This window comes from Sphingobacterium sp. BIGb0165, assembly GCF_024810095.1.
GTDB lineage: Bacteria > Bacteroidota > Bacteroidia > Sphingobacteriales > Sphingobacteriaceae > Sphingobacterium > Sphingobacterium detergens.
The window spans coordinates 268,431-293,096 of sequence record NZ_JANUEB010000001.1 but is presented as its reverse complement, the minus strand read 5'-3'; the positions used below and the strand labels follow the sequence as shown (position 1 = coordinate 293,096).

The 24,666-nt window shown below is 41.5% G+C and carries 21 protein-coding genes and 1 riboswitch; of the genes, 13 read left to right on the top strand and 8 right to left on the bottom strand.

The window, feature by feature from the left end; all coding sequences use genetic code 11:
• Positions 1 to 10 precede the first annotated feature (10 nt).
• Positions 11 to 682: a phosphatidate cytidylyltransferase gene (locus M2408_RS01235; protein ID WP_259178567.1), complete on the top strand. Its 672-nt coding sequence runs from the start codon at positions 11 to 13 to the stop codon at positions 680 to 682.
• 250 nt (positions 683 to 932) lie between these two features.
• On the opposite strand, the gene M2408_RS01230 is transcribed toward M2408_RS01235, so the two are convergent.
• Positions 933 to 3,572: an alpha-L-rhamnosidase gene (locus M2408_RS01230; protein ID WP_259178564.1), complete on the bottom strand. Its 2,640-nt coding sequence runs from the start codon at positions 3,570 to 3,572 to the stop codon at positions 933 to 935.
• Positions 3,573 to 3,806: 234 nt separating this feature from the next.
• Positions 3,807 to 3,902, top strand: a riboswitch (TPP riboswitch).
• Between the two features lie 60 nt (positions 3,903 to 3,962).
• Between M2408_RS01230 and thiS the strand changes: the two genes are divergently transcribed.
• Genes thiS through M2408_RS01195 form a run of 7 tightly spaced genes read left to right on the top strand, consistent with a single transcriptional unit; the run spans position 3,963 to position 9,842 of the window.
• The gene (gene thiS, locus M2408_RS01225; protein ID WP_259178563.1) at positions 3,963 to 4,169 is read left to right on the top strand and encodes a sulfur carrier protein ThiS; all 207 of its coding nucleotides are present in this window, start codon (positions 3,963 to 3,965) and stop codon (positions 4,167 to 4,169) included.
• 47 nt (positions 4,170 to 4,216) lie between these two features.
• Entirely contained in the window at positions 4,217 to 6,031 is a 1,815-nt protein-coding gene (gene thiC, locus M2408_RS01220; protein ID WP_259178561.1) for a phosphomethylpyrimidine synthase ThiC, read from the top strand.
• On the top strand, positions 6,028 to 6,642 hold the full coding sequence (locus M2408_RS01215) for a thiamine phosphate synthase (RefSeq protein WP_259178560.1): 615 nt from the start codon (positions 6,028 to 6,030) through the stop codon (positions 6,640 to 6,642). The genes thiC and M2408_RS01215 overlap by 4 nt, the downstream gene beginning before the upstream one ends.
• Positions 6,606 to 7,241, top strand: coding sequence for a thiamine phosphate synthase (gene thiE, locus M2408_RS01210; RefSeq protein WP_259178559.1), 636 nt, complete (start codon positions 6,606 to 6,608; stop codon positions 7,239 to 7,241). Before M2408_RS01215 ends, thiE begins: the two co-directional genes overlap by 37 nt.
• Positions 7,223 to 7,993, top strand: a complete 771-nt coding sequence (locus M2408_RS01205) for a thiazole synthase (protein ID WP_259178555.1) — start codon at positions 7,223 to 7,225, stop codon at positions 7,991 to 7,993. The genes thiE and M2408_RS01205 overlap by 19 nt, the downstream gene beginning before the upstream one ends.
• Before the next feature lie 9 nt (positions 7,994 to 8,002).
• Positions 8,003 to 9,127 (top strand): 2-iminoacetate synthase ThiH, encoded by a 1,125-nt coding sequence (gene thiH / locus M2408_RS01200; RefSeq protein ID WP_259178553.1) that lies wholly within the window; start codon positions 8,003 to 8,005, stop codon positions 9,125 to 9,127.
• A 4-nt stretch (positions 9,128 to 9,131) separates the two neighbouring features.
• A complete protein-coding gene (locus M2408_RS01195) occupies positions 9,132 to 9,842 on the top strand; it encodes a HesA/MoeB/ThiF family protein (RefSeq protein ID WP_259178552.1) in 711 nt (236 codons plus the stop codon).
• 59 nt (positions 9,843 to 9,901) lie between these two features.
• Here M2408_RS01195 and M2408_RS01190 read toward each other — a convergent pair whose 3' ends face one another.
• From M2408_RS01190 to M2408_RS01165, 6 genes are all read right to left on the bottom strand, one after another.
• Complete coding sequence (locus M2408_RS01190; RefSeq protein ID WP_259178550.1) at positions 9,902 to 13,816, bottom strand: response regulator; 3,915 nt, start codon at positions 13,814 to 13,816, stop codon at positions 9,902 to 9,904.
• 335 nt (positions 13,817 to 14,151) lie between these two features.
• Positions 14,152 to 15,306 (bottom strand): TIGR03364 family FAD-dependent oxidoreductase, encoded by a 1,155-nt coding sequence (locus M2408_RS01185; protein WP_259178547.1) that lies wholly within the window; start codon positions 15,304 to 15,306, stop codon positions 14,152 to 14,154.
• A gap of 18 nt (positions 15,307 to 15,324) precedes the next feature.
• Complete coding sequence (locus M2408_RS01180; RefSeq protein ID WP_259178544.1) at positions 15,325 to 16,665, bottom strand: DUF5690 family protein; 1,341 nt, start codon at positions 16,663 to 16,665, stop codon at positions 15,325 to 15,327.
• A 188-nt stretch (positions 16,666 to 16,853) separates the two neighbouring features.
• Positions 16,854 to 17,432, bottom strand: coding sequence for a helix-turn-helix domain-containing protein (locus tag M2408_RS01175; protein WP_259178541.1), 579 nt, complete (start codon positions 17,430 to 17,432; stop codon positions 16,854 to 16,856).
• 143 nt (positions 17,433 to 17,575) lie between these two features.
• Entirely contained in the window at positions 17,576 to 18,400 is an 825-nt protein-coding gene (locus M2408_RS01170; protein ID WP_259178538.1) for a glycoside hydrolase family 16 protein, read from the bottom strand.
• Between the two features lie 113 nt (positions 18,401 to 18,513).
• A complete protein-coding gene (locus M2408_RS01165; RefSeq protein WP_223579513.1) occupies positions 18,514 to 18,990 on the bottom strand; it encodes an ester cyclase in 477 nt (158 codons plus the stop codon).
• A 412-nt stretch (positions 18,991 to 19,402) separates the two neighbouring features.
• On the opposite strand from M2408_RS01165, the gene M2408_RS01160 reads away from it, so the two are divergent.
• From M2408_RS01160 to M2408_RS01150, 3 genes are read left to right on the top strand one after another with little or no spacing between them, the layout of a single operon-like run.
• A complete protein-coding gene (locus M2408_RS01160) occupies positions 19,403 to 20,335 on the top strand; it encodes a ring-cleaving dioxygenase (RefSeq protein ID WP_259178533.1) in 933 nt (310 codons plus the stop codon).
• Between the two features lie 34 nt (positions 20,336 to 20,369).
• Entirely contained in the window at positions 20,370 to 20,669 is a 300-nt protein-coding gene (locus M2408_RS01155; protein ID WP_120258127.1) for a GNAT family N-acetyltransferase, read from the top strand.
• An 11-nt stretch (positions 20,670 to 20,680) separates the two neighbouring features.
• Positions 20,681 to 21,301: an alpha/beta hydrolase gene (locus M2408_RS01150; protein WP_259178530.1), complete on the top strand. Its 621-nt coding sequence runs from the start codon at positions 20,681 to 20,683 to the stop codon at positions 21,299 to 21,301.
• 177 nt (positions 21,302 to 21,478) lie between these two features.
• On the opposite strand, the gene M2408_RS01145 is transcribed toward M2408_RS01150, so the two are convergent.
• Positions 21,479 to 22,765 carry a Gfo/Idh/MocA family protein gene (locus M2408_RS01145; protein ID WP_259178527.1) on the bottom strand — a complete coding sequence of 429 codons (1,287 nt, stop codon included), beginning with the start codon at positions 22,763 to 22,765 and terminating at the stop codon, positions 21,479 to 21,481.
• A 374-nt stretch (positions 22,766 to 23,139) separates the two neighbouring features.
• Between M2408_RS01145 and M2408_RS01140 the strand changes: the two genes are divergently transcribed.
• Both M2408_RS01140 and M2408_RS01135 read left to right on the top strand, forming a co-directional pair.
• On the top strand, positions 23,140 to 23,331 hold the full coding sequence (locus M2408_RS01140; protein WP_077434921.1) for a cold-shock protein: 192 nt from the start codon (positions 23,140 to 23,142) through the stop codon (positions 23,329 to 23,331).
• Positions 23,332 to 23,527: 196 nt separating this feature from the next.
• Positions 23,528 to 24,652, top strand: coding sequence for a DEAD/DEAH box helicase (locus M2408_RS01135; protein WP_259178522.1), 1,125 nt, complete (start codon positions 23,528 to 23,530; stop codon positions 24,650 to 24,652).
• The last annotated feature ends 14 nt before the right edge of the window (positions 24,653 to 24,666 follow it).

Here is a 24,666-nt window from a genome sequence, read left to right as displayed (position 1 = left end):
ATTTATACAGATGAAAAGCGAATTATCAAATATGCTCCTATTGGCAATGATCTTTTTGCTGCTATTTGCCCTTTCTGAAATATTATACCATTGCTTTAAGATTAGAGTTGAATTCACGAGAAAACTCGTGCATATGGGCACGGGCATTATTTCACTGTTATTCCCTATTTTACTTATAAGTCATTGGTCCGTATTGTTGCTTTGTGGATTATTTGCCGTGATTTTGGTCTTATCCCTAAAATTTAATTTATTGCGATCTATACATGCGATTGACCGGAAATCCGCAGGTAGCCTTGCCTATCCTGCCGCAGTGTATCTTTGCTTTCTGACTCAGGCCTATCTGGATGATCGATATATTTTCTATTATCTACCTTTAGCTACCTTAGCTATCTGCGATCCCATGGCCGCATTATCTGGCAAAAAATGGCCATTGGGCTCCTATATGATCCTTGGCGCAAAAAAGACTATGTTAGGATCTATTGTTTTCTTTATCAGTGCAGTTATTGTGGCTTTTTTGATCTGGAAATACACGCATGATTCGAATCTCGGCTTTCAGGAACTTACTATCATAGCTGCGATTGCACTCATGGCTACACTCGCTGAAGCAATGAGCAAAGATGGCTATGATAATCTAACCATCCCCATAAGTACAATCGTAAGCTTGTATATTCTTCTTCCTTAAGCCCCTTTTTCTTCGTATCAAAAGCGTACCATATTCGCTAACAGCCAGATCAGAAGCCTACTTCAAGCAGACTAATACCGGATATTGAGCAGGAATTGTTTGGTCAACATCTGATCAACATCGATACCCAACTTGGTCCGCACCGCCAGTAATCCGAATAAGGTCCGAAGACAATACGAAGAAATGCTCAACAAATGATAATAGTTTATAGATTTCTTCAATTATTCAAAAAGACTGCTAACCAGACCAATTATTTCAATTCCAAATCCATTCGATGTCTCCCTGCCTCCAATTGGATTACTTTGCCATCGCGAATATTTGCTGGTGGATAAAACGTAGCCGTGGCATTTGGCGGGATCTCTACCTGATATTCGACCTTGTTTCCGCTTACCTTCCAATTGGATACAATGTTTCCATAAGGCGAATTGTAAGTAATAGAAGACTCCTTGAGTTCCTTTGGGAAAATAGGCTTTAATAATACATGTTTGAAACCAGCCTGTATTGGATCTGGCAGGATACCGCCAATGGATTTAAAAAACCAGCCACCGATCTCACCAAACATCATGTGATTATCAGAGATATCTCTGGTTGCTTTCAGATCCCAGTTTTCCAGCAATGTGGTCGCCCCATTGACGATCCACCATCCCCAAGAGGGGTAGGTGTCCTGTACCGCAACTTTATAAGCTGTCTCACCATAGCCGTTATCTTTGAGGGCATTCAGAAGTGCTTTTGCCCCCAATACGCCAACATCTAAGTGAAAATTGGTCTCTTCTACCCTGCTATTTAAATTGGCTGCAACTTTGGCTTTCATCTCTTCTGGCACTACGCCCCAATATAAGGGCACACTCAACTCTGTCTGTGTTCCAGTGCTATAGATCCCTTTTGAACGATCCAAAAACTTCGCATTGATGGCATCTTTGATCTTCCTGCCCAGCATTTCGTATTTCTGCTGATCAGCTGTTTTTCCAAACATTTTTGCTGCGGATGCCAAAATTGTCGCGTCGACGTAAAAGTACACCGATGAGGTAAGCTCAAGATTAGATTGCGATTTGACCGGCACCCAATCTCCACGACCGAAGGTTGTTAAGCCATTGGGACTGATTCCATCCACGTAATCCACATACCGTTTGATATTTTCATAACATTCAGCTAGCAAGCTGGCATCGCCGTAAAACAAATAAGTTTGCCAAGGAATAATGGCAATGGTACTTGTCCAGTCCAAGCCATTTGCTGTACCATAGCCCCAGCCTCCTGTTGGTATGATATCAGGCAACACACCATTTTCCTGCTGTTCGTCCCGATGGTCTGCCATCCACTTCTCATAGACAGTGATGCCGTCAAAATTATAATAGGCTGTTTCGATTGCGAGATGACCATCGCCAGTCCAGCCATTTTTCTCCCGTTGCGGACAATCCGTGGGATAACCCATCAAGTTGGACAGGTAGGCATTATTGGTTGCCGCCCATAAACCGTTTATTAAGGGGGATGAAGTTTTCAGCTGGCCAATTGGACCTACATCACTATGCATGAAATAAGCCGTAATAGCGGATTCATCCAATACAATCGGCTCGCTGCTGCTTACTTCGACATAGCGAAAGCCTTTATAACCAAATTTCGCCATAAATTCGTCCTCTCTTCTGCCACTCAGCGTCAAGATATCGGTCTGAAAGGGCTCCAGGTCTTTATTCCCACGATAATATACATCAATATTGGACAAATCTAAGCGTCCATTTTCCTGTAATCGTTCACCATGCTTGATTTTGATCACCGTCCCCGCCTTACCACTAACCTTTATCTTTGTCACCCCGGCCATATTCTGTCCCATGTCAAAGACGTAGGTTTTCTCATCCATCTTTTTCATCGATTTCGGCGAATAGGATCGAACCAGGCGTATGGGTACCATCTGCTGCGAGACAATATGTGTAGAGGGTGGGTTCCGATACTGAATGGCATGCCACTGTGAATCGTCAAACTGTGGAGTATCCCATCCCGGCATCTCCAGACGGGCATCATAATGCTCGCCAGTGTAGATATTATTATAACGGATAGGTCCCGCCGCCGTCTTCCATTGTTGATCTGTAATTAGCGTTTCTTCACTACCATCCTGATAGACAATACGCAGGTTCAAACAAAATGTGGGACGATTACGCCAAGGGGCTTTGTCAAAATTCCATACCGCCAATGGTTGGTGATTATACCAGCCATTCCCCAAAACTACGGCAACTGCATTGTTTCCCTGCTGGATCTGACGGGTCACATCTTCCACCACATATAGTGTACGTCTATCAAATCGGGTATACATCGGATCCAGACGATGGTCACCTATTTTTTTGCCGTTTATAGAAAGTTCGTAAAGTCCCGCCACAGCAATATAGGCGCGGGCAGACTTAATCGGTTTGGTCGTTTTAAATGCTCTTCTGAAATACGGTGCTTCCTGCTCGTGAATATCCTGATTATCACTGATCCATTTTCCCTTCCAGTTCTCCATCCCCATCATACCGGTCTCAAATGAGGCGATGGAAGATGTACTTTCATTACTATTTTTGTCCCAGACAAGAACTTTCCAATAGTACTTTGTCTGCTGTTTCAAGCTAGTGCCACTATATTGAATCAACATAACCGAGCTCAGTTGCTTTCCGCTATTCCAGATGTTAGCTTTATTTTTCACCAATGCTATTGAATCCGTGTCTACCAAGATTTGATAAGCAGATTGCTTCGCCCCCTGTCGTTTATCGGCCAGTCGCCAACTTAAACGGGGATTTGATTTATCCACACCCAATGGATTCACAAGATGCTCACAGCGTAGTTCAATTGGCAGACATTCTTTTTGTTTTTGTGCATACAGTATTGTGCTTACACACAGTATCGTCATCAGTAAAATTTTTCGCATGTTTAGTTTATACTTCGTTCAACTTTTTATATTTCCTATCATAGCATTTAGGTCATATTCTAGGTGACAATGCGCGCATTCAACAGGAATACAAAAGTGTTAAATTGTTTTAGTTGATTTAAAAACGAATATATCAATTATTATCAAAATAATTAAACTGTACTGTCCTGCTACCTCGTTGCTGAAAATTAACAGCAATATTTTGGATTATTCATCAAAATAATCCTATATTAGTCTCGACTTTAGGGGTGTCTGCATATGCGGACTGAGATTTTACCCTTATAACCTGATCCAGATCATACTGGCGTAGGGAAAAGTAAGCTATCTTCTAGATACATTACTGTATCTTGTTGTAGCCATTCCTAAAGTTTTACCAAAAAAATAAAAGGAATGGAACTTACAATCAATCATCAAATCCGATTTTTCGACCCTGCTCCGAGCTCTCTAGCCGAACTTTTACAGACGGAACTATCCGGTAAAACCCAAGGTATTGCCGTGGCCCTCAACAACTGCGTTGTTCCCAAAGACAACTGGACCGCAACAGTTTTACAACCCAATGATCATATCCTACTCATAACTGCTACACAAGGCGGATAATATCGTATGGAGCATATTCAATTCAATATACCTAATTCCCCATTAACATGACATCAGAAAAAATCACACAAACCCCCTTTCCAAATTCAACCAAAGTCTTTGTTCCCGGTACACTCTTCCCTATTCAGGTGGCCATGCGTCAGATTTCATTGAGTCCGACCAAATTGAGCAATGGACAGATCGAAGTCAACCCGCCCATCAGCATTTATGACACTTCTGGCCCATATACAGATGGAACACAAGATATTGACATCCGTAAAGGACTTCCCCGTCTTCGTGATCAGTGGATCCTTGACCGCGAGGATGTCATACAACTTGAAGGCATCAGTTCGCAATATGGTCAAAAACGTCTGGCAGATACCACATTGGACGAACTTCGGTTTGCTTACAGCCATAAACCTAAAGTTGCTGCGCCAGGTAAAAATGTGACGCAATTACATTATGCAAGAAAGGGTATCATTACACCAGAGATGGAGTATGTTGCCATTCGTGAAAATCAACGGATAGAGCAGCTTGCTGATAGCACACCAGGCATGGATCATCAGCATCCGGGCGAAAATTTCGGTGCCAGAACTGTCGGAAAATATATTACGCCAGAGTTTGTGCGTGAGGAGATCGCTGCTGGTAGAGCAATTATCCCCAATAATATTAATCATCCGGAAAGTGAACCGATGATTATCGGTCGCAATTTTTTGGTAAAGATCAATGCCAATATCGGTAATAGTGCCGTGAGTTCAAGTATTGAAGAAGAGGTTGAAAAAGCTGTTTGGGCCTGCCGCTGGGGTGCTGACACGATCATGGACCTTTCTACAGGCAAAAATATCCACGAAACCCGCGAATGGATTATCCGCAACTCACCTGTTCCAATAGGTACAGTTCCGATCTATCAAGCGCTGGAAAAGGTCAAAGGTGTTGCCGAAGATCTCACCTGGGAAATATTTCGGGATACACTGATCGAGCAGGCCGAACAGGGTGTGTCATACTTCACAATACATGCAGGGGTTCTCTTGCGTTATATCCATTTAACAGCACAGCGGGTGACCGGAATCGTATCAAGAGGTGGATCCATTATGGCTAAATGGTGTCTTTTTCATCATCAGGAAAACTTCCTCTATATCCATTTTGAAGAAATCTGTCAGATCATGAAACAGTATGATGTTGCTTTTTCTCTGGGTGACGGTCTACGTCCTGGTGCAATTGCAGATGCCAATGACGCCGCACAATTTGCAGAGCTGGAAACTTTAGGTGAGTTAACCAAGATCGCCTGGCAGCATGACGTACAGGTAATGATCGAGGGACCTGGTCACGTTCCGATGCAGCTTATCAAAGAAAACATGGAAAAACAACTGGAATGTTGCGATGAAGCGCCATTTTATACCCTTGGTCCTCTGACAACCGATATCGCGCCAGGTTATGATCACATTACTTCCGCTATTGGTGCCGCAATGATCGGTTGGTATGGCTGTGCTATGCTCTGTTATGTGACACCAAAAGAACACCTCGGACTGCCCAATAAAAAAGATGTGAAAGATGGTGTCATCACCTACAAATTAGCTGCGCATGCCGCAGACCTAGCCAAGGGACATCCTGGGGCACAGTACCGCGACAACGCCTTGAGTAAGGCGAGATTTGAATTCCGATGGGAAGACCAGTTCAACTTATCATTGGATCCCGACACTGCCCGGGAATATCATGACGAAACTTTACCTGCAGACGCTGCCAAAGTAGCGCATTTCTGTTCGATGTGTGGCCCAAAATTCTGTTCCATGAAAATTACGCAGGAAATCAGGGATAGCGCAGCACAGGGTATGCTTGAAAAATCGCAGGAATTCATCGCCCAAGGAAAGGAAATCTATTTATGATCATTGCGTTGACAGCTGAGGAGGAATTCGCTTCAGAATTTCAGACCATACATGCACTGTTTGAACAGGGACTTGATCTTTTGCACTTGCGAAAATATCATTTTACAGATGAACAAATGCAGCGTTATGTAGCATCAATAGATGCAACATATCACGATAGACTGGTCCTTCATTCCCATCCGCAGCTGTCAAATGCACTTCATATTAACAGAATTCATTTTAATGAACATCATCGGCGAAGCGGCTTTTTTGACCAGCAGCTGACCAACTGTATCTGCTCGACTTCGGTCCATCATATCAATCAGTTCAATACGCTGGACAAATGCTGGAATTATGCCTTTTTAAGCCCATTATTTCCGAGCATTTCCAAAGCAGGTTATGGGCATCACGATGCTGTCCTGGATCAATTACAGTCACGCACCAATTTTGATGTTCATTTAATCGGTCTGGGTGGGATAAAAGCTGAAAACTGTCTGCTTTCAATAAAGGCTGGAGCAGATGGAATAGCTTTACTTGGCGCTTTATGGCAAGCCCCCGACCCTATTCAACATTTTATTACATGTAAACAACAACTATGCTCGAAAGACTACAGTATATCTCGCAGGGACTGACACTGGCAGAACAGAAGAACAACATCCTAAAGGCATTGGATGCAGGCGCCACCTGGATACAAATCCGGTGGAAACAAGCTGATGAGCAGGATTTCCTTCGGCTTGCACAGGAGATAAAACAGGTATGCGAACAATTCGCAGCCAAATGCATCATCAATGACCACGTGAAGCTTGCCAAGGAACTGGATGTTGATGGTGTACATCTCGGACTAACGGATTGTGGTATCGCCGATGCGCGTCTGCTATTGGGGTCAAAAAAAATTATTGGCGGTACAGCAAATAGCCTGGAAGATGTGCTAGGTCGAATAGCAGAACAATGTGACTACATCGGACTCGGCCCCTATAAACATACCCATACAAAACAAAAGCTCAGTCCGTTATTAGGCTTAGCGGGATATGAAAATATCATAAACCAAATTAGGCAGCAGGGACTCCCGTCTGTTCCGATTTTCGCCATCGGTGGGATCAGCAGTCTCGAAGACATTCAAAATCTGCTACAGACAGGAGTTTATGGTATAGCTTTATCTGGACTGGTGACCCAGACACCAAACATTATTTCATCCATCAAAAATCTCCTACCATGCATAAATTACAAATAGCCGATCGCAGCTTTGAATCCAGATTATTTATGGGGACGGGCAAATTTGGCAATCTAAATGAAATGAGTGCGGCCATTCAGGCTTCTGGTTCGCAGCTGGTTACTGTTGCACTCAAGCGGATTGACCAGCTTGCTGCACATGACGAATTAATCGCTGCAATTGATCTAACGACAATAGATTTGCTTCCCAATACTTCGGGAGCAAGAACGGCGGAGGAAGCCGTTTTGGCAGCCCAACTTGCCCGAGAGGCTCTTGAAACAAACTGGGTTAAACTGGAAATCCATCCTGATCCACGCTACCTGTTACCTGACCCGATTGAAACATTACGGGCAACAGAAGCATTGGCAAAATTGGGTTTTGTTGTCATGCCCTATATCCATGCAGATCCCGTGCTCTGCAAACGACTGGAAAATGCGGGCACTGCTGTTGTCATGCCCTTGGGTGCTCCCATTGGTAGTAACAAAGGGCTCCGTACATTGGACTTCCTGGAGATCATTATCGAAGAAAGCAATGTGCCTGTAGTTGTTGATGCTGGAATCGGCGCCCCTTCCGACGCAGCTAAGGCTATGGAAATCGGTGCTGATGCCGTATTGGTCAATACCGCAATTGCCGTTTCCAATAATCCGCTGTACATGGCAGAAGCCTTTAAAGAAGCCGTCATTGCAGGACGTAAGGCTTATGAAGCTGGTTTGGGCCCTATCAATTCCCGAGCGGTTAGCTCAAGTCCGTTAACCTCATTTTTATTCGATTGATATAGAGCCATGAACGATTTTAAAGAGATACTTGACCAATACAGCTGGGAAGAAATCCAAACAAAGATCTATGGAGCCTCCGATCAAGATGTGCATCGTGCATTAAACCGGGTGAATTTGACACTCAACGATTTCATGGCACTTATTTCTCCCGCTGCAACACCTTATCTGGAACAAATGGCACTCAAAGCGCAACAGATCACGCAACGACGATTTGGCAAGACCATCCAGCTTTATGCGCCACTGTATCTCAGCAATGAATGTCAGAATATCTGTACCTACTGTGGGTTTAGCATGGACAATAAGATTAGACGGAAAACACTGAACAACACAGAATTATTACTGGAAGCAATGGCACTCAAATCCATGGGTGTCAACCATGTATTGCTGGTCAGTGGGGAAGCAAACAAAACGGTGGAAATCAATTATTTCTTAAATGCAATTGAACTACTGAAGCCACATTTCTCCCAAATATCGATCGAAGTCCAACCCTTGGAACAGGAAGAATATCAATTATTACAGACTGCGGGAGTATATGCTATTTTAGTCTACCAAGAAACTTATCATCGGGAAGTATATAAGAAATACCACCCGAAAGGGAAGAAATCCAATTTCGACTATCGTCTTGACACTCCCGACCGCATCGGGCAGGCGGGCATTCATAAAATTGGATTGGGGGTATTACTTGGGTTGGAGGACTGGCGCGTAGACAGCTTCTTTACAGCTGCCCATATCGCTTATTTGCAAAAACAGTATTGGCAAACCCGGTATTCTATTTCCTTTCCAAGGCTGCGACCGGCCGAAGGCTCTGTAGCCCCTAATTTCCACCTCTCGGACAGGCACCTGCTGCAATTGATCTGTGCTTACCGCTTATGGAACGAAAATCTGGAGATTTCCATTTCCACCCGGGAAAATGAAAGCTTTAGGGATCATATCATTCCTATCGGAGTGACAACAATGAGTGCAGCCTCCAAAACAAACCCCGGGGGCTATGTTGTAGATCCACAGGCCTTAGAGCAATTTGAGGTCAGCGACGAACGGGATATGGAAACCATAAAAAATCAAATCCGAAAAATGGGATATGATCCCGTGATGAAAGATTGGGAAAGTAATTACTCAGGATTAGTACGTTAGGCAGATGGAAGAGGATCATATTTTCGAACGGTATAGCCGACAGATTTTTATAGAGGAAATCGGTGTTGTGGGGCAACGAAAAATCATGAATTCCAAAGTGCTCATTGTGGGTGCTGGCGGATTGGGAAGTCCTGTACTACAATATCTAGCAGCCGCTGGTATTGGTCAGCTTGGCTTAGTTGACTTCGACCAGGTAGAATTACATAATTTAAATAGGCAAGTGATCCATAGTGAAAAGCAGCTACATGTCAGCAAAACAAAAAGTGCAGCCGATTACATTGAGCAACATAATAGTACCATTGACTTTCAACCGATGCAGCTAAAGCTCGAGGCTGGCAATGCAACAGAAGTCTTAGCACCCTATGACATCATTGTGGATTGCTGCGACAACTTTAAGACGCGTTATCTACTCAATGAAACCTGCGTAAGGCTCAACAAGCCATTGGTATATGGAAGTATCTATGGCTTCGAGGGGCAATTGGCCGTATTTAATTATGAAGGAAGCAAGCACCTCTTGGATCTGTTCCCAACAGCTCCCCCTCCTGAACAGGTACCCAATTGTGATAAGAACGGCGTATTGGGTCCACTACCAGGGATAATAGGGAGCATGATGGCTATGCAGGTGCTTAAAATGGCTGCTGGCTTGCAGGTAGACTGTAATCAATTGACTATTGTAGATACATTGCATTGGCGTTTCAGTAAATTGTGTTTTTAGCCACAGGGAACGAATCGAAAAAGCCTTGCTTGCCAGTGGCAGGGCTTTACGTCCTACTCCTATTTATTTAAAATTTTTGCAATCAAATCCAAGCCGATCTCCATTTCTGCTTCGATAGCTGTAAAGGCTTTTGACAGATCGGTATCGAAGGAAATACTGGTTTCCAGCTCTTTTGTTAGTTGAGCCAGCTTAAGCAGTCCAGCAGTTGATGAAGTGCCCTTCAATTTATGCAATAGCTCCTTGATACGCTTCAGATCGTTTTCCTTTTTTGCATCTGCAATCTGCGCCCTCGACGCTGTAATTTCTTTGATGACCAAGTCGAGGAAAAAGGATAAAAATGCGGGATCATCACCAGCCTGATCATGCAGACGCTGCAGGTCCAAATGCGTTGCCAAATCCGAAGCCTGGGTCTCCGATTGGCCAGAAGCATCCATAGATAACATAGCTTCCTGCAAGGCATTAAATAAATCCTGTTGGCGAATAGGTTTAGCTAAAAAGTCAGACATCCCCGCATCTAAACAGCGTTCTTTTTCACCCGAAACATTACCAGCAGTAATACCAATAATAGGAATATTTTGATATCGTTTCATCTGACGGATTTGTTTCGTCGCTTCGATACCGTCAACTTCTGGCATCTGCACATCCATCAGAATAAGATCAAAATTTTCTTCCTCACATGTCCGGATTGCCTCGGCTCCATTAGCCACCTCTGTCAAAATTGCGTCCGGCATAATACTGGCCATCATTCTTAAATTCAATGCCATGTTGACTGCATTATCATCCGCCAACAAAACCTGAATTCCTTTACCGTAGACAACGGTAGATAGGGAAAGATTCGCTTTTGCTTGCCCTGCCTCTTCCTTATTTTGTTGGATAGCCCTGCGCAAGGTTTGATACAGTTCATCCGATTTAATCGGCTTCAGTAGGCAAAACGAGCGTTCTTCCTGTCTAAACGCTGAAATTACTTCGTGCTCCTCAGAAGATGTATGTAATACAATCAACGGAATTCCCTCTCCCTGTTGCCGAAAGAGTTCCTTTATCTTTTCAATGGTTTCAAGCCCGGATAAAATAGGCATATGATAATCCATCAAGATCACATCGAAGCGCTCCCCTTTCATCAGCAATTGCAATGCCTCCATACCATTTTCTGCCAATACAGATTCTACCTGTTTATAAGCTAGCATGTGTTGCAGAATAATACGATTGTTGGCATTATCATCCACCACAAGCACCCTATTTAAGGGTAAATCGGCATCTTGGTTTTCCATTTCTTCACAGGGAACTTCAATATCAAAGTAGAACGTGGATCCTTCTCCCAGCTGGCTGCTCAAATTCAGTTTGCTTCCCATATACTTTAATAAATTATTGGAAATGGTCAATCCAAGCCCAGTGCCGCCATATCGCTTGCTGACAGAACTGTCCTCCTGCGTAAAAGCATCAAAAATACGTTGCTGTTTTTCCTCAGGAATTCCGATTCCGGTATCGCGCACTTCAAAACGTAGGCTTAACTTATCGCTATGAGGATAAAGCTTACTTATTTTAAACTCAATCTCCCCTTTTTCGGTAAACTTAACCGCGTTGCCCAATAAATTAATAAGGACTTGTTTAATACGTGCTTCGTCAACCCATATAAAAGCAGGCAATCCTTGCTCGATATTTAAAAGCAATTCGACTTCTTTTCGCTGAGCTTGGTATAATACAACATTGATCACCTGGTTCGCGATATCGTATACATTATATTTATCAACAAACAGCTCCAGTTTTCCAGACTCAATCTTCGAAAAATCCAGGATGTCGTTGATGATATTTAATAAACTGTTCCCAGATTCATTAATATAGCCCAAATATTGCATTTGCGTATCATTCAGCGGAGTTTTCAATAATAAATCTGAGAACCCGATCACACCATTTAATGGTGTCCGGATTTCGTGACTCATGTTGGCTAAGAACTCCGACTTGGCTTTGCTTGCCAAATCCGCCATTTTTTTTGCATGTTTTAATTCCTCATTTATTTGGACAGATTCCGTGATATTTTGCGTAAAAATAATAATCCCACCGATGCTGCCATCGGTTAGATGCCATGGCCGTACTTCCCAGTTGAAGTGCTGCGGCTCGGCTATTCCACCGACCTGAATAACCTCATCTATATTCTTATAGGGGATTCCATCCAATGCATCCTGATAGATTTTTTTCCGCTGATCCGGAATATCCGGAAAAAGTTCAAACAGATTCTTATTAAGTAATTGACTTTCATCTTTATGAAAGTCTTCAATCCATTGATTGCTCAGCGATACATAATTAAAATCTCGGTCAAACATCGCCACCGACGCAGGCACATAATTTACAAAGGCACGCAACATGGATTCTTTACGTTCCAATTCCAGATACAGGGATTTACTCTTATCAATATCCTGGATAATACCAAATACCCGTTTACAGACATCATTCTCAAATTCTGGAATTCCTTTTACCCTGACCCAGATTGTTTCTCCATTCTGTTTCAAAAGGCGTAATTCTGTATCATAAGGCTTTCTGCTACGGATCGATTCTTCGAATATGTGTCGTAGCGCTACTTGGCTTTCGGGCTCATAAAAACCAATGGCATGTTCAAAATCCGGTGTAAAATTTGGATCAACACCGTGAATCAATTTTGTTGAGTCGGACCAATAAACTTTATTTTCTGCGAGGTTTACCTCCCATCCGCCGACTTGAGCGACAGCACTGGTCTGCTCGAGGATCTGTTTGGTATGTAGCAGATCGTTCTCCAGACGCATGCGATCGGTCATATTCAATGCTGTACTGACCACATAGGGTTTGCCCTCTTCATCCACTTCGACCATATTATGATAAAGCCAGGAAATATGTTCACCTTCCTTTGTCTGTAGAACCATCATGGCTGAATCCTCTTTATTTAGCGTGATGCGTTTTAGGTATTCCTCCACCAATCCAACATGATGTGGTGGAACCAATTTCTTTAGGTTAAGCGATTTGACTTCCTGCTGTTCATATTTCAGCGCCGCCCGTCCTTTTTCATTGACAGCCAAAATATTTCCCTCCATATCATGCATGCTCATCAAGCCAATTGCATTTTCAAAAAAGTTACGGAAACGACGCTCTGAATTTTCTAGCTTCAATTTTTCCTGCCTTTCTTTTGTGACATTACCACCAAAAGCTAGAATTTCATGATTGATCGCATCATATTTAAAATGCCATTCAATTATGACCTTACTACCATCCGCTACCGTTGTCGATGATGTGGATTGAATCCCATAATCTGCATCCACGATCTGTTTTAAATCGGAGGCCAATGTATTTGTATCATTTTGCAATAAACTAAGCAGGGACTTCCCCATACTATCTGATCTTGAGATCCCTAATACGCTGGTAAAGGCAGGGTTTACATCTTTGATCTGACAACTTTCATCTAATACACAAATGACATTATTTGTCAATTGGAAGATTTCAGAGAAATACCCAGCCTGTCGCTTTCTTTTCTTTCCAAGAAGAATCTTAGTCACTCCTTTTCCCAACTCTTCCAATAAATGGCGTTGCTTATCAGAAAGTGACTTGGGTTGAAAATCTATCACACAAATGGTTCCCAACACATCGCCATCCTCATCCATCAGTGGTACTCCCGCATAAAAACGAATATTACCCTCCCGAATCAATGGATTAGCGGATGAACGCAGATCTTCAAAGGTATCCTCAATGACAAGCAGCTCCTTACTTAGAATCGTATATTGGCAAACCGTGTTTTTTCTTTCGACCGTATCCAGTTCCATACCTACACAACTTTGTATGCGTTGCGTTTGCTCCTCCATCATGGCAATCAATGCGGCGGGACAATCAGTAATCAGACAAGCCGCCTGCGCAAATACATCCAATTCAGGGTCTTTCCCTAGCCCCATTAACTCATAGGAATTTAATTTCTCAATCCTTCGCCGTTCATTTTCAGGGAAATTCTGGTTTGCCATATACTGCTGTTCGTTATTTCTGGTTTATTATGCCTGTGAAGTTAATAAAAACATTGTTTAACACATAACCAATAAGGAAATATCATTGAATTACGCTATCTTAAACTACAATGATCATCCTAAATTGTTGGCTTAGTTCACAGAAAATCTGCTAAAAACAACAGTAAACTACCATTAAAAATTCTTAATAATTAATTTTCTAAAAATATCAATCCATCCCCCCTGTCTTACTATTTTTTCCTCCTATATGAACTTCAGATAGAAAGACAAGACCTGTATAAAGACAAGAGGCCTACTATTTCTAGTAGACCTCTTTTATTCAAAAAATGATATTCTTAAAAAAGTTTCTCAATACTTTGCTCAGCATATCCCGCGCTTGCCGTCATTCCTTTACCACCTATACCGGTGCGCACATGGATACGTGGACTGATATCAACTTCAAGAATATGATCTTTATGCTGTGAATAGAAGCCCGACCAAGAGGAAGCAATCCAATCTTTCTGCATCGGAATAATACGGTTGGCTTCGGCAATCATGAGTTCATTGATATAGGTATCAACCGCAAAACCCAATTCATCCAATCGATTGCCAGCCGCATATTCATGGGAATCTCCAACAATAATACTACCATCTGTAGCCTGTTTAAATAAAATATGTATTCCATATTTCCGCAATTCATTATAATGCTCAGGTACAGGAATAGCACCAAATGATGGACAGTATTCTTCAAAACTTTCGTAACGACGAATCGTCAATCCCGTCAGGATATTTCCTGGCAACTGAATATGCTGCAAAGGTTTGGTACGCATCATTTGCAGTTTACTGATTTCTAAACCACTATCATCAAACAAAGAGCGGTACAGGATCTTAAATTCGTAACCATTACAAATAATGATTTTCGCCCCTTCGAATACATCCAGGCTGCTTGTTGTTAAACGTGCCAGTGCATTGCCATCTTCACAAGCGATGACAGTTGTGTCATATTTCAGTGTATACTTTTCAAATTTTGCTTGCATAAAAATATGCAGCTGACGAATCATTGTTTCGGGCTCGGCACTCAGTTCCTGCTCAAAAACAATAGCCTCTTTGACGTAATCAGCATTCAGGGCAGGATATTTTGCCAGAATTTGCTCTTGCGACCAGAGCGCATGAGCATATCCTTTCGTTTGATAGTGTGCTGAAAGTTCATGAATAACCTGTACCTCGTCGGCATCAGAAGCGATATAAATACTGCCATTATTCCGGATGGATATATCCATTTCCTGTTGAATGGATTGGTATATTTCCAATCCCCTTACACCATAATCAAACCATTCCCCCGCCATTCCTGATGGAACAACCTGACCAAAGTTGCGCACTGTAGATCCTACAGGAAAATTATCTTTTTCAAGCTGGAGTACACGCAATCCTTTTTTCAATGCGTGATACGCATGAAAAGTTCCTAAAATACCACCTCCAACAACAATTAAATCGTATGTATTTGTTTTCATTCTTTAAAAATATTAGCGTTAACTTATTTGTACTTCGCCACTGGATGCTTGCCAGGGTTGAACCAATTCATCACCTTTCTTCGTTTTCATCTGCTCTTTCTTGCGAACGAAATAAACGAGCGAAAAGATCGCCAGAATAGCGCCTATAATGGAAGCAAGATAGACCAACTGGATAAAATAGGTTCCCCAGGTGACTGAGTTTGGCAAAAATTCTTTATTCATTAAAATCAAAAAGCTTCCTAAATAACCAACGGAATCAGCCATATACATGACAAACCCGATATTACTTTTCATGCGATAGGTTGCGATCATCCGTTCAAAAAAGATGGCATTATAAGGAATATAGGCCATGTAAAGTCCCAAACCGACCAATAACATCCAACTGAGACCTCCGATCCAGTGCATGGTAAATAAGTAGGTGGAAATCCCCGCCGTAAGAAAACCCAAAATAATCATATAATGAATCAGTTTAAATGCTTTCAGATTATCTTTTACCTTAATCAGGCAGCCTATTAAAATTAAGACAATTAATGCTATCGTTCCATCAACTTTCGCAAAAATTCCGGCCCCTTTCAGATGCAACATTTGCCAGATTTCTATCTCGAAATTATCCCTTACATCACGTAAGATCGTCAACATCGTATAGATAATAATGGTCAAAATAATGCCCGGCATAAATACCTTAAAAAAATGTTTGCGCATCGTTGCATCCATTGCCACACGTTCGGTCCGCAAACGTTTATCTTGTGCTGTTGGTCCCGGCGCATTTTCTAGGATCCAGACACATAGCACAAAGGGTAAGAAAAAAAGCATTCCTGTCAAAAAAGGCATCCAAAACTCATCAACCTGAAATGTAGCCATTAACCAACGACCGACTGTCTTGATAAAACCGGAGGCAAAAATTAGACTCACAGACATCACTACCCCCATGATTTCTGTATATCGACGTCCTTCGAGGTAACTGAACACCAAGCCCCAGACCATTCCCAACGGAAAACCATTGATAAAAAGAAAAATGACATTCCATGGTTTAGGCACAAGCGCAAAAGCCAACAAACCGGCCCATGAAATACAGATCAATGCGATCAGGTAACGCCCTCTATGACGCTGCTTGCTTTCAGAGATAAATTTAATTCCGTAGAATTTTGAAACCAAATAACCCAACATCTGAATAATAACCATACAGACTTTATAATCTATACCTAAAATAGATTCATTGGCAAAAGCCGAAGCGGTAAATGATTTCCGGAATGAATACATACTTGTATAACATAAAAATGCTGTAATAGCCAGTAGAATGGCCACCGAACGCTCATCTAATCCCGCTATACGTCTTTTTATTCGCTGGTTCAAATCCATGATTTAGAATTGTTGACGGACCTCATTGTCCGCAATCAAAAGTAAATTCTGGAAATTAACACAACACTAAACTTTTGTTAAGTATTTATAAACAAATATAAATAATCAAACCGATATTTTGGGGGCATAAAATAAAAGCATCATTGAAATAGTCAATGATGCTTTTATGATGCTCCGATGGAATACTGTTAGCGTTTGTTCTCAAAAAAGTAAACAATTAGCATAAGGGCTTTTTCCTTTCCTACATTGCGTGGTGTATGCGACAATCGTCCATTAAAGAAAATAGAATCACCTTCTTCCAGTCTAATCGTTTGGTCCTGGAATACATATTCCACCTGTCCACTGATGATATATTTATATTCATAAGCTTCTGTTTCCACCATTGGGCGCTGCGCATCGGGAAGCAATTCAAGAAGCACAATATCCATGGTAGAGCTATCCATTGCGGAGGTATAGATACGTTTATAGTTAAATCCAACAGCATGCTCTTTTTCAAAGGCTGTATAGCTATCTTTTTTTCGAACAACTACTGGCCCCGCATCGAGGTCGGAATTAAAGTCTTTGAAGAATTCATTCAGGTCGACATCCAGCGCATTAATAATATTAATCAACACCAGCAATGAAGGTATTGTACGATTATTCTCAATCTGTGATATCAGCCCCTTACTTACGCCAGCTTTATCAGCCACTTCCTGTATCGTTATCCCCTTCTCCTTGCGGATTTCCTTTATTTTATAACTTATCTTAAATATTGTATTATCTTCCATAATTGGGGTCAAAAATAAACATTATTTTCCCGGTCGGTATGTTAAGTTTTTGTCACTTAATTGGTCCATTTGTTACCATCGAATCTCTACACCATATTAAATCGTGCACAGGTTATGTATTATAGGTGGTAACCACAGCCAGCTTATTGATAAACCTTAACCCAGTCCACCCGCATTTCGACAGGTAATTGTTTCTGGTCTACTTTTCCTACCCAGCTACCGCCAAGCTGTTGGTCTATCAATAGGTAAAAAGGTTGATCATAAGGCCACTGGGATGCATCAACACCGCTTATTCGTGGATAAGTGAATGTATCCTCGCCATTGAGCTGAAATACAATTCGATCTGGATACCAACTGATGCCATAGACATTATACGCTCCAGCATTGACTTTTGCTGTCCCCGAATGCTTGGGATTATCCTTTTGTCCCAAATTCAAGGTGTAATGCGAATGGGTTGTCTGATAAATAATATCATCAAAATTGAGGTGTTCCATGATATCAATTTCACCATTTCGAGGGTATTGACCATATTTATCCAACTCCGCCAGCATCCACATTGCCGGCCAGGCTCCTTGAGCACTCCCTAACTTCGCTCTTATTTCAATACGCCCATATTGAAAGGCAAATTTCCCCTTACTCCATATTCCTCCGGTCAGGAAGGGTCTTTCGTCCTTCTTCCGATCCGTGTTATTGATACCTTTCAGAATCAATTCCCCTTTCTCCCAACCGAAACAGGCATCATCCAAACTCATGTGTCGGTTCCAGTCTGCTCCGCCAGCAGGAATCCGGGTCCACTTGGTTGTATCCAACTTGGGTGAATTAAAATTATCTTCCCATATGAGTTTCCATTTCTTCGTTTCTCGTCCCGGATTCTGTAGGTATACCTGTGGATTTTCCTTTGGATTGTGATGAACACTACAAGCTGATATAAGGATATAAAACAGGCCTGCGCCTAAGATTAGCTTCATTTAGATTAATTATTTTCTATAGTCAATACAAAACTACCCAATTTATTGATAGCGTATTAAATATAAGGCCTTTTTTAAAAAGGAACTAACATTAATATAAAAAACAGTCTTAATTAAAACATCGGATGCTCATTTGCAGATTGTTTTGGCACATCTTGCTGTGCATCCCAATGTTCAACAATCTTTCCATTTTCCAACCGGAAAATATCTATTGTGGAGGTGAGGCTCCCATCAGGGTTTTTATTCTTAATATGGATAAATACAAGGTCACCATCTGAGGCAATACGTTGCACATCTACCTTGGTTTTCGGCTGCCCTTCAAACCACTTTGCAGCTGCGGCTTTAAATGCGGCTGCGCCATCTGCTACTTCAGGATTATGCTGGATATATTCCGGCGCAATATATTTGTCCACTGCCGACAGATCCTTGTCACCGAACATCTGTTGATAAAAGTCCAATACGATCCGCTTATTCTCTTTATTAATGTCTAGCTGGGTCTGATCCTTTTCCCCGGACTTATCATGCTGACTTTTTTGTTGGCATCCGGTAAATAAGAGACATATTAGTGCCGCCAGTATAGTAAAATTCATGTTTTTTTTCATTTTTTTCAAACCGCTATTTTGTGCAAAAAGAACTTATCAACCACGCTCCTCTCTTTTAAGAGATAATAAGTAAACAACATTTAGCCGCCGTATTTTGTTTTAGACAATAACCTTCATGAACTATTCAAAATAAAAAAGATGGCATGATAATTGAAAATGTTCCGATAGTATAATATTCAGAAATATACATTTCATAAATTTAGGTTAATAATTGGTTAGGTTAAAAACACCTGAAGTCCCCAACTTCAGGTGTTTTTTGTTTAAAGACCTCCCCTTTTTAAAAGTTACCAACAAACTAAAACAAAAAGTTCATTTCCTGTTTTTATTAATCTAGTTCAATGATTTTTTTTTCTTAGCTGCCGTAATTTTACATCAGTTAAGAAAATAAAAAACAACAACCATGGACAATAACATATTAGGACTGCATCATATTACAGCGATAGCTGATAACGCAAAACGGAATCTCGATTTTTACACCGGAGTACTAGGGCTTCGCCTGGTAAAGAAAACCGTCAATTTTGACGACCCAGGCACCTATCATTTTTACTTCGGTAATGAGCAGGGAGATCCGGGCACTATACTTACTTTTTTCCCTTGGGAAGGTATTGGCAAAGGTAGACAGGGAGCCGGTATGGCCACTCATATCGGTTACGCTGTTCCTGAAGGAAGTCTGGACTTCTGGAAAAATAGGCTAAAAGAACATCATGTGGCTTTTCAGGAAGACGAAATTTTTGGTGAGAAATTGATTTCATTCACAGATCCTGACGGATTACAAATCCAATTTATTGAGCCTTCGACCAAGGATAATAGAAGCGTATGGACCACAGCGGAAATAAAGGACGAAAACGCATTAAAGGGTTTTCATAATATTACACTTTCTCTGAAGGAAGCTGATCCCACATTACGGGTTTTGACAGATATCTTGGGCTACGCTGTACAGGGACAAGAAAACGGACGTTATAGATTGTCTACTGACAGTATCGGGACCGCTAATATTGTGGACATTCTTGCAGACCCCAATTTGTCTTTTGGCCGCAATGCCGCTGGCACCAATCATCATGTTGCCTTTCGTGTAAAAGATGATAATATCCTGATGGAATACCGCGAAAAAGTACTTTCGGCAGGTCTGGATATTACACCGAAGATTAATCGGGACTACTTTTTCTCCCTTTACTTCCGTGAACCAGGTGGTGTTTTGTTTGAGATCGCAACAGACAATCCCGGATTTACCATAGACGAACCTTTGGAAAGTCTAGGGACAGACCTCAAGCTGCCAAAACAATACGAGAACCATCGGTCAGAGATCGAAGCATCACTACCAAAAATAGATTAGCATCAACGTAAGTAATATTAAATACAGTAAAACTATGGAAAGAACAGAAATTGTACTGGATAAGAATCAGCGTGGCGAACTTCAATTGTTCTCCGATGAAACAAAAGCTGGCTTAATGAGCATAGCCATTATCGATGGAAAACTGGTTGTTTACCACACAGAAGTTGACGAAGCCTTTGAAGGCAGAGGATTCGCAAAAATACTGTTGGAAAAACTGGTCTCTTATGCTCGGGAAAATACCATGAAGATTGTCCCACTATGTCCTTATGTAAATGCGCAATTCCATCGTCATCCCGACATATATGACGATGTATGGTTTAAGAAAACAGTATAGGAAAAACTATAATGAGTCACTCAAGTAATATTAAAACAGCTGGACACAGTTTAGAAAATACAGAAAAAGCACTGATCATGATTCATGGCCGTGGCGGAAATGCAACGGATATCCTGAGCATGTCTGCTTATCTGAATGTGGGGGATTATGCACTACTTGCACCGCAGGCCGACAATTACACCTGGTATCCACATTCATTTATGGCGCCTGAGCAAAGTAATGAACCTTGGTTAAGTTCGGCAATTCAAGTCATTGAAAATACGGTACAACTTGTTTTGGATAAGGGGATCAAGACTGAAAACATCTATTTCTTCGGATTCTCGCAAGGGGCTTGCCTTACGCTTGAATTTCTGGCACAACATGCCAAGCGTTACGGTGGCGCTGTTGCCATTATTGGCGGACTTATTGGCGAAGAGATAGATTTAAGTAAGTATAGCGGAGATTTTATGCAAACCCCGATATTTATCGGTACAAGTGATCCCGATTTTCATGTTCCGCTGGAACGTGTCAATGCGACGGTGAAAATTTTGGAAGCACAAAATGCAGACGTTAAACTAGCCGTGTATCCAAATTTCGGTCATTCCATTAATCAGGAAGAGATTACGATTGCCAACGAGTTTATCTTTCATTAGGCCTCCGCAAAAGCCGCACAACCAACAGTAGGCCATCAGTCAGCCCTTTGACGGAAAAGCGATGTATACGCTGACTTTGAGCTGCGTTAATTTCAACGGCTCAAAGTCAGCATATTTTTTAAAAGCCATCAGATACCAATTGGTTGCGGTCTCGATAGCAGGTCATGTCAGCAGCCATCAAACCTTAGGGTACTTATAGCCATTATGATATACTGATGCTAAGTATTTATTTGCCTTTTCGTCATTAAAACGTTGTTTTTCTTTATTCCAGTAGAGCTTCTGCCCAGTTCTATAGGCAATATTCCCCATCTGCGAAAAAATAGCAATATGCGCACCGGCTTCAAGCGGGGCATGCAACAGCTGTGGATTTTTTTGTCGAATAGCATCTACGAAGTTTGCCATATGCTTCTCCAGTCCATTGTCAACGGATGGTCGCAATGCAACGGCCTCCATCCTTCCCTTCTCGGGTATGACTTCCCAGCCGTTACGGTTTAAGACCAAGGTTCCATTATTTCCAATAAAGGCAACACCATGGTTACGGTTGTAAGGTCCTAAATCTATTCCTTTGGCATGTTCCCACTGGATATTGAAGTTGTCAAACTCGTAGACCGCAGTCATGGTATCCGGTGTTTCCCCAGCATCATCCGGGAAGGCAAATTTTCCACCCGAAGCCATAACGGATTTCGGATCGGAGACTTTCATGCCCAACAAAGCATAATCGAGCATATGTACGCCCCAGTCTGTCATCAGACCGCCTGCATAATCCCAAAACCACCTGAAATTAAAATGAAAATGATTGATATTAAAAGGTCTTTTTGTGGCCGGACCCAACCAATCCATGTAATGTACCCCCACAGGAATAGGTGCATCTGGTTGAATAGGAATACTATTTTTCCAGCCCAGATACGACCAAGCCTTGACCAAACGTATTTTCCCGAGCTTACCTGAATGTACAAAATCAATGGCATCTGTAAAATGCTGTTGACTCCGCTGCCATTGCCCTACCTGAACAACAGCATTACTTTTCTTTGCTGCCGCCAGCATCAGCTGACATTCCTGAATAGAATTCCCGATCGGTTTTTCGATATAAACGTGCTTTCCCGCCTTCACGGCATCGATCATCTGTAGACAATGCCAATGATCAGGCGTTCCGATAATCACGGCATCCACATCCGAACTGCTCAACATCTTTTTATAGTCAACATAGCTGGCCACCTTGATATCTCTTTCCTGAAGTTCTTTCACCCTTTTGTTCAAGATACTTTCATCAACATCACAAAGTGCGGTACAGATGACCCCTTGTTGCTTTAATAAAGCATTCAGGTCAGACCAGCCCATCCCATTTACCCCGATCACCCCCACTCGAATTGGCTGTTCAAACAAACTGGATGCCTGGCTTTTGCCTATGAATGATGCTGCGGCTAAAATACTGGAAGTACGGATAAAGTCTTTTCTATTCATCATTATATTGGTTTATATGCTCTTGGTTTAAGTTCCTGATGAAAATACAAAATTCAATTTATGCCCTTACCAAAATCATTGTAAAATATATATCGACATTAAGACCAATCAAGATAATCATCTTAGCGGAGGATCTGTCACTCGTTCATGTTTCCATTGATTCCTGGGGATATGTATCCGGATTCATCTGTTACAGAGCCATATTAAAGACACTTCACTAACTGACTTTCAACACAATAGAAAAACACGCCCTACACCCCTTGAAGGTTGATTATCATTAAATAAATGTTAAGAAAGAAAAAAAACTTTGTTATTTCAACGAAAAATAAAAGATTAATCATTTATTATCCCTACCTTGCAGGACTTAATTAAAAATAATGAATACAGGTAAAATTAAATTTTTCAATGAAACTAAAGGTTTTGGTTTTATTACACCAGAGGATGGTAGCGCAGACGTTTTCGTACACGTTTCTGCTCTTAAGAACCAAGTATCTGAAGGCGACGTTGTAACTTATGATGTAGAAAGAACTCCAAAAGGAATCAACGCTACAAACGTAAAATTGGCGTAATCCAAAAAATACACTTTCTTGTTAATGGGGTAATTCATAATGATTTATCCCATTTCTTTTTCGTATTCTTCCCTTGTTATTTTCAATACACTTATTCATATTCAGGCGACACAACAATGCCCTTAATCGATCATTGAATAGGATTGAAACAACATAAAGGGTTTTAGTTTAAGCTTATTTTCCTAGTTATATTTTAATGGAATTCAAACAACTCAATTTAATTTCTCCTCTTCTCCAAGCAATCTCAGAAACAGGATATACAACCCCTACTGCAATCCAACAAAAAGCTATCCCCGTTATATTAAGCGGTCAGGATCTTATTGGATGCGCACAAACGGGCACCGGAAAGACGGCAGCCTTTGCTTTACCTTTGCTACAGCGTTTGTCTGAGCACAATGCACATGGCAAAACGATGCCTATCCGCGCCTTAATCCTCACACCAACACGTGAACTTGCAATACAGATCGGTGAGAATATCAATTTATATCGCAAACATCTTAAACTAAATTATTGCACCATTTTTGGCGGCGTCAATCAAGACAGACAAGTCAAAGAAATAAAAAAAGGTGTGGATATTTTAGTCGCTACACCGGGTCGTCTATTGGACCTGATGAATCAGAAATTGGTTTTTTTGGATAAAATTGAAGTCTTGATCCTTGATGAGGCTGACAATATGCTCGACATGGGCTTTATCCACGATATCAAAAAAATCTTGGCGAAAGTACCGGAGAAAAGACAGACCCTGTTTTTCTCAGCAACAATGCCGCCCAATATCCGAAAATTTGCGCATGGTATACTCCACAAACCTGTTGAAGTAGACGTAACTCCTGTGAGTTCAACTGCTGAAAAAGTAAATCAATCGGTTTATTTTATAGAGAAAAAAGAGAAAATAAAACTACTCACAAACCTGCTTAAGCAATTTAAGCAAGACCGTACGATTGTATTTTCCCGTACAAAACATGGGGCAGATAAAATTGTCAAATTATTGGCAAAGAATGGCCTTCGTGCTGCAGCAATTCACGGTAATAAATCACAAAATGCACGACAAAAGGCATTGGGTGAATTTAAAGAAAACCGTCTGAAAATTCTAATCGCTACCGATATCGCCGCACGCGGAATAGATATTGAACAGTTACCTATGGTCATCAATTACGACCTACCAAATGTCCCAGAAACCTATGTACACCGCATTGGTCGGACAGGTAGAGCGGGTTTAGAAGGTAATGCCATCTCCTTCTGTGATGTCGAAGAAAGACCTTATTTAAGCGATATTGAAAAATTGATCGGATTAAAAATCAAAGTGAATAAGGTAGGAAAATAACTTCCAGCCCTATT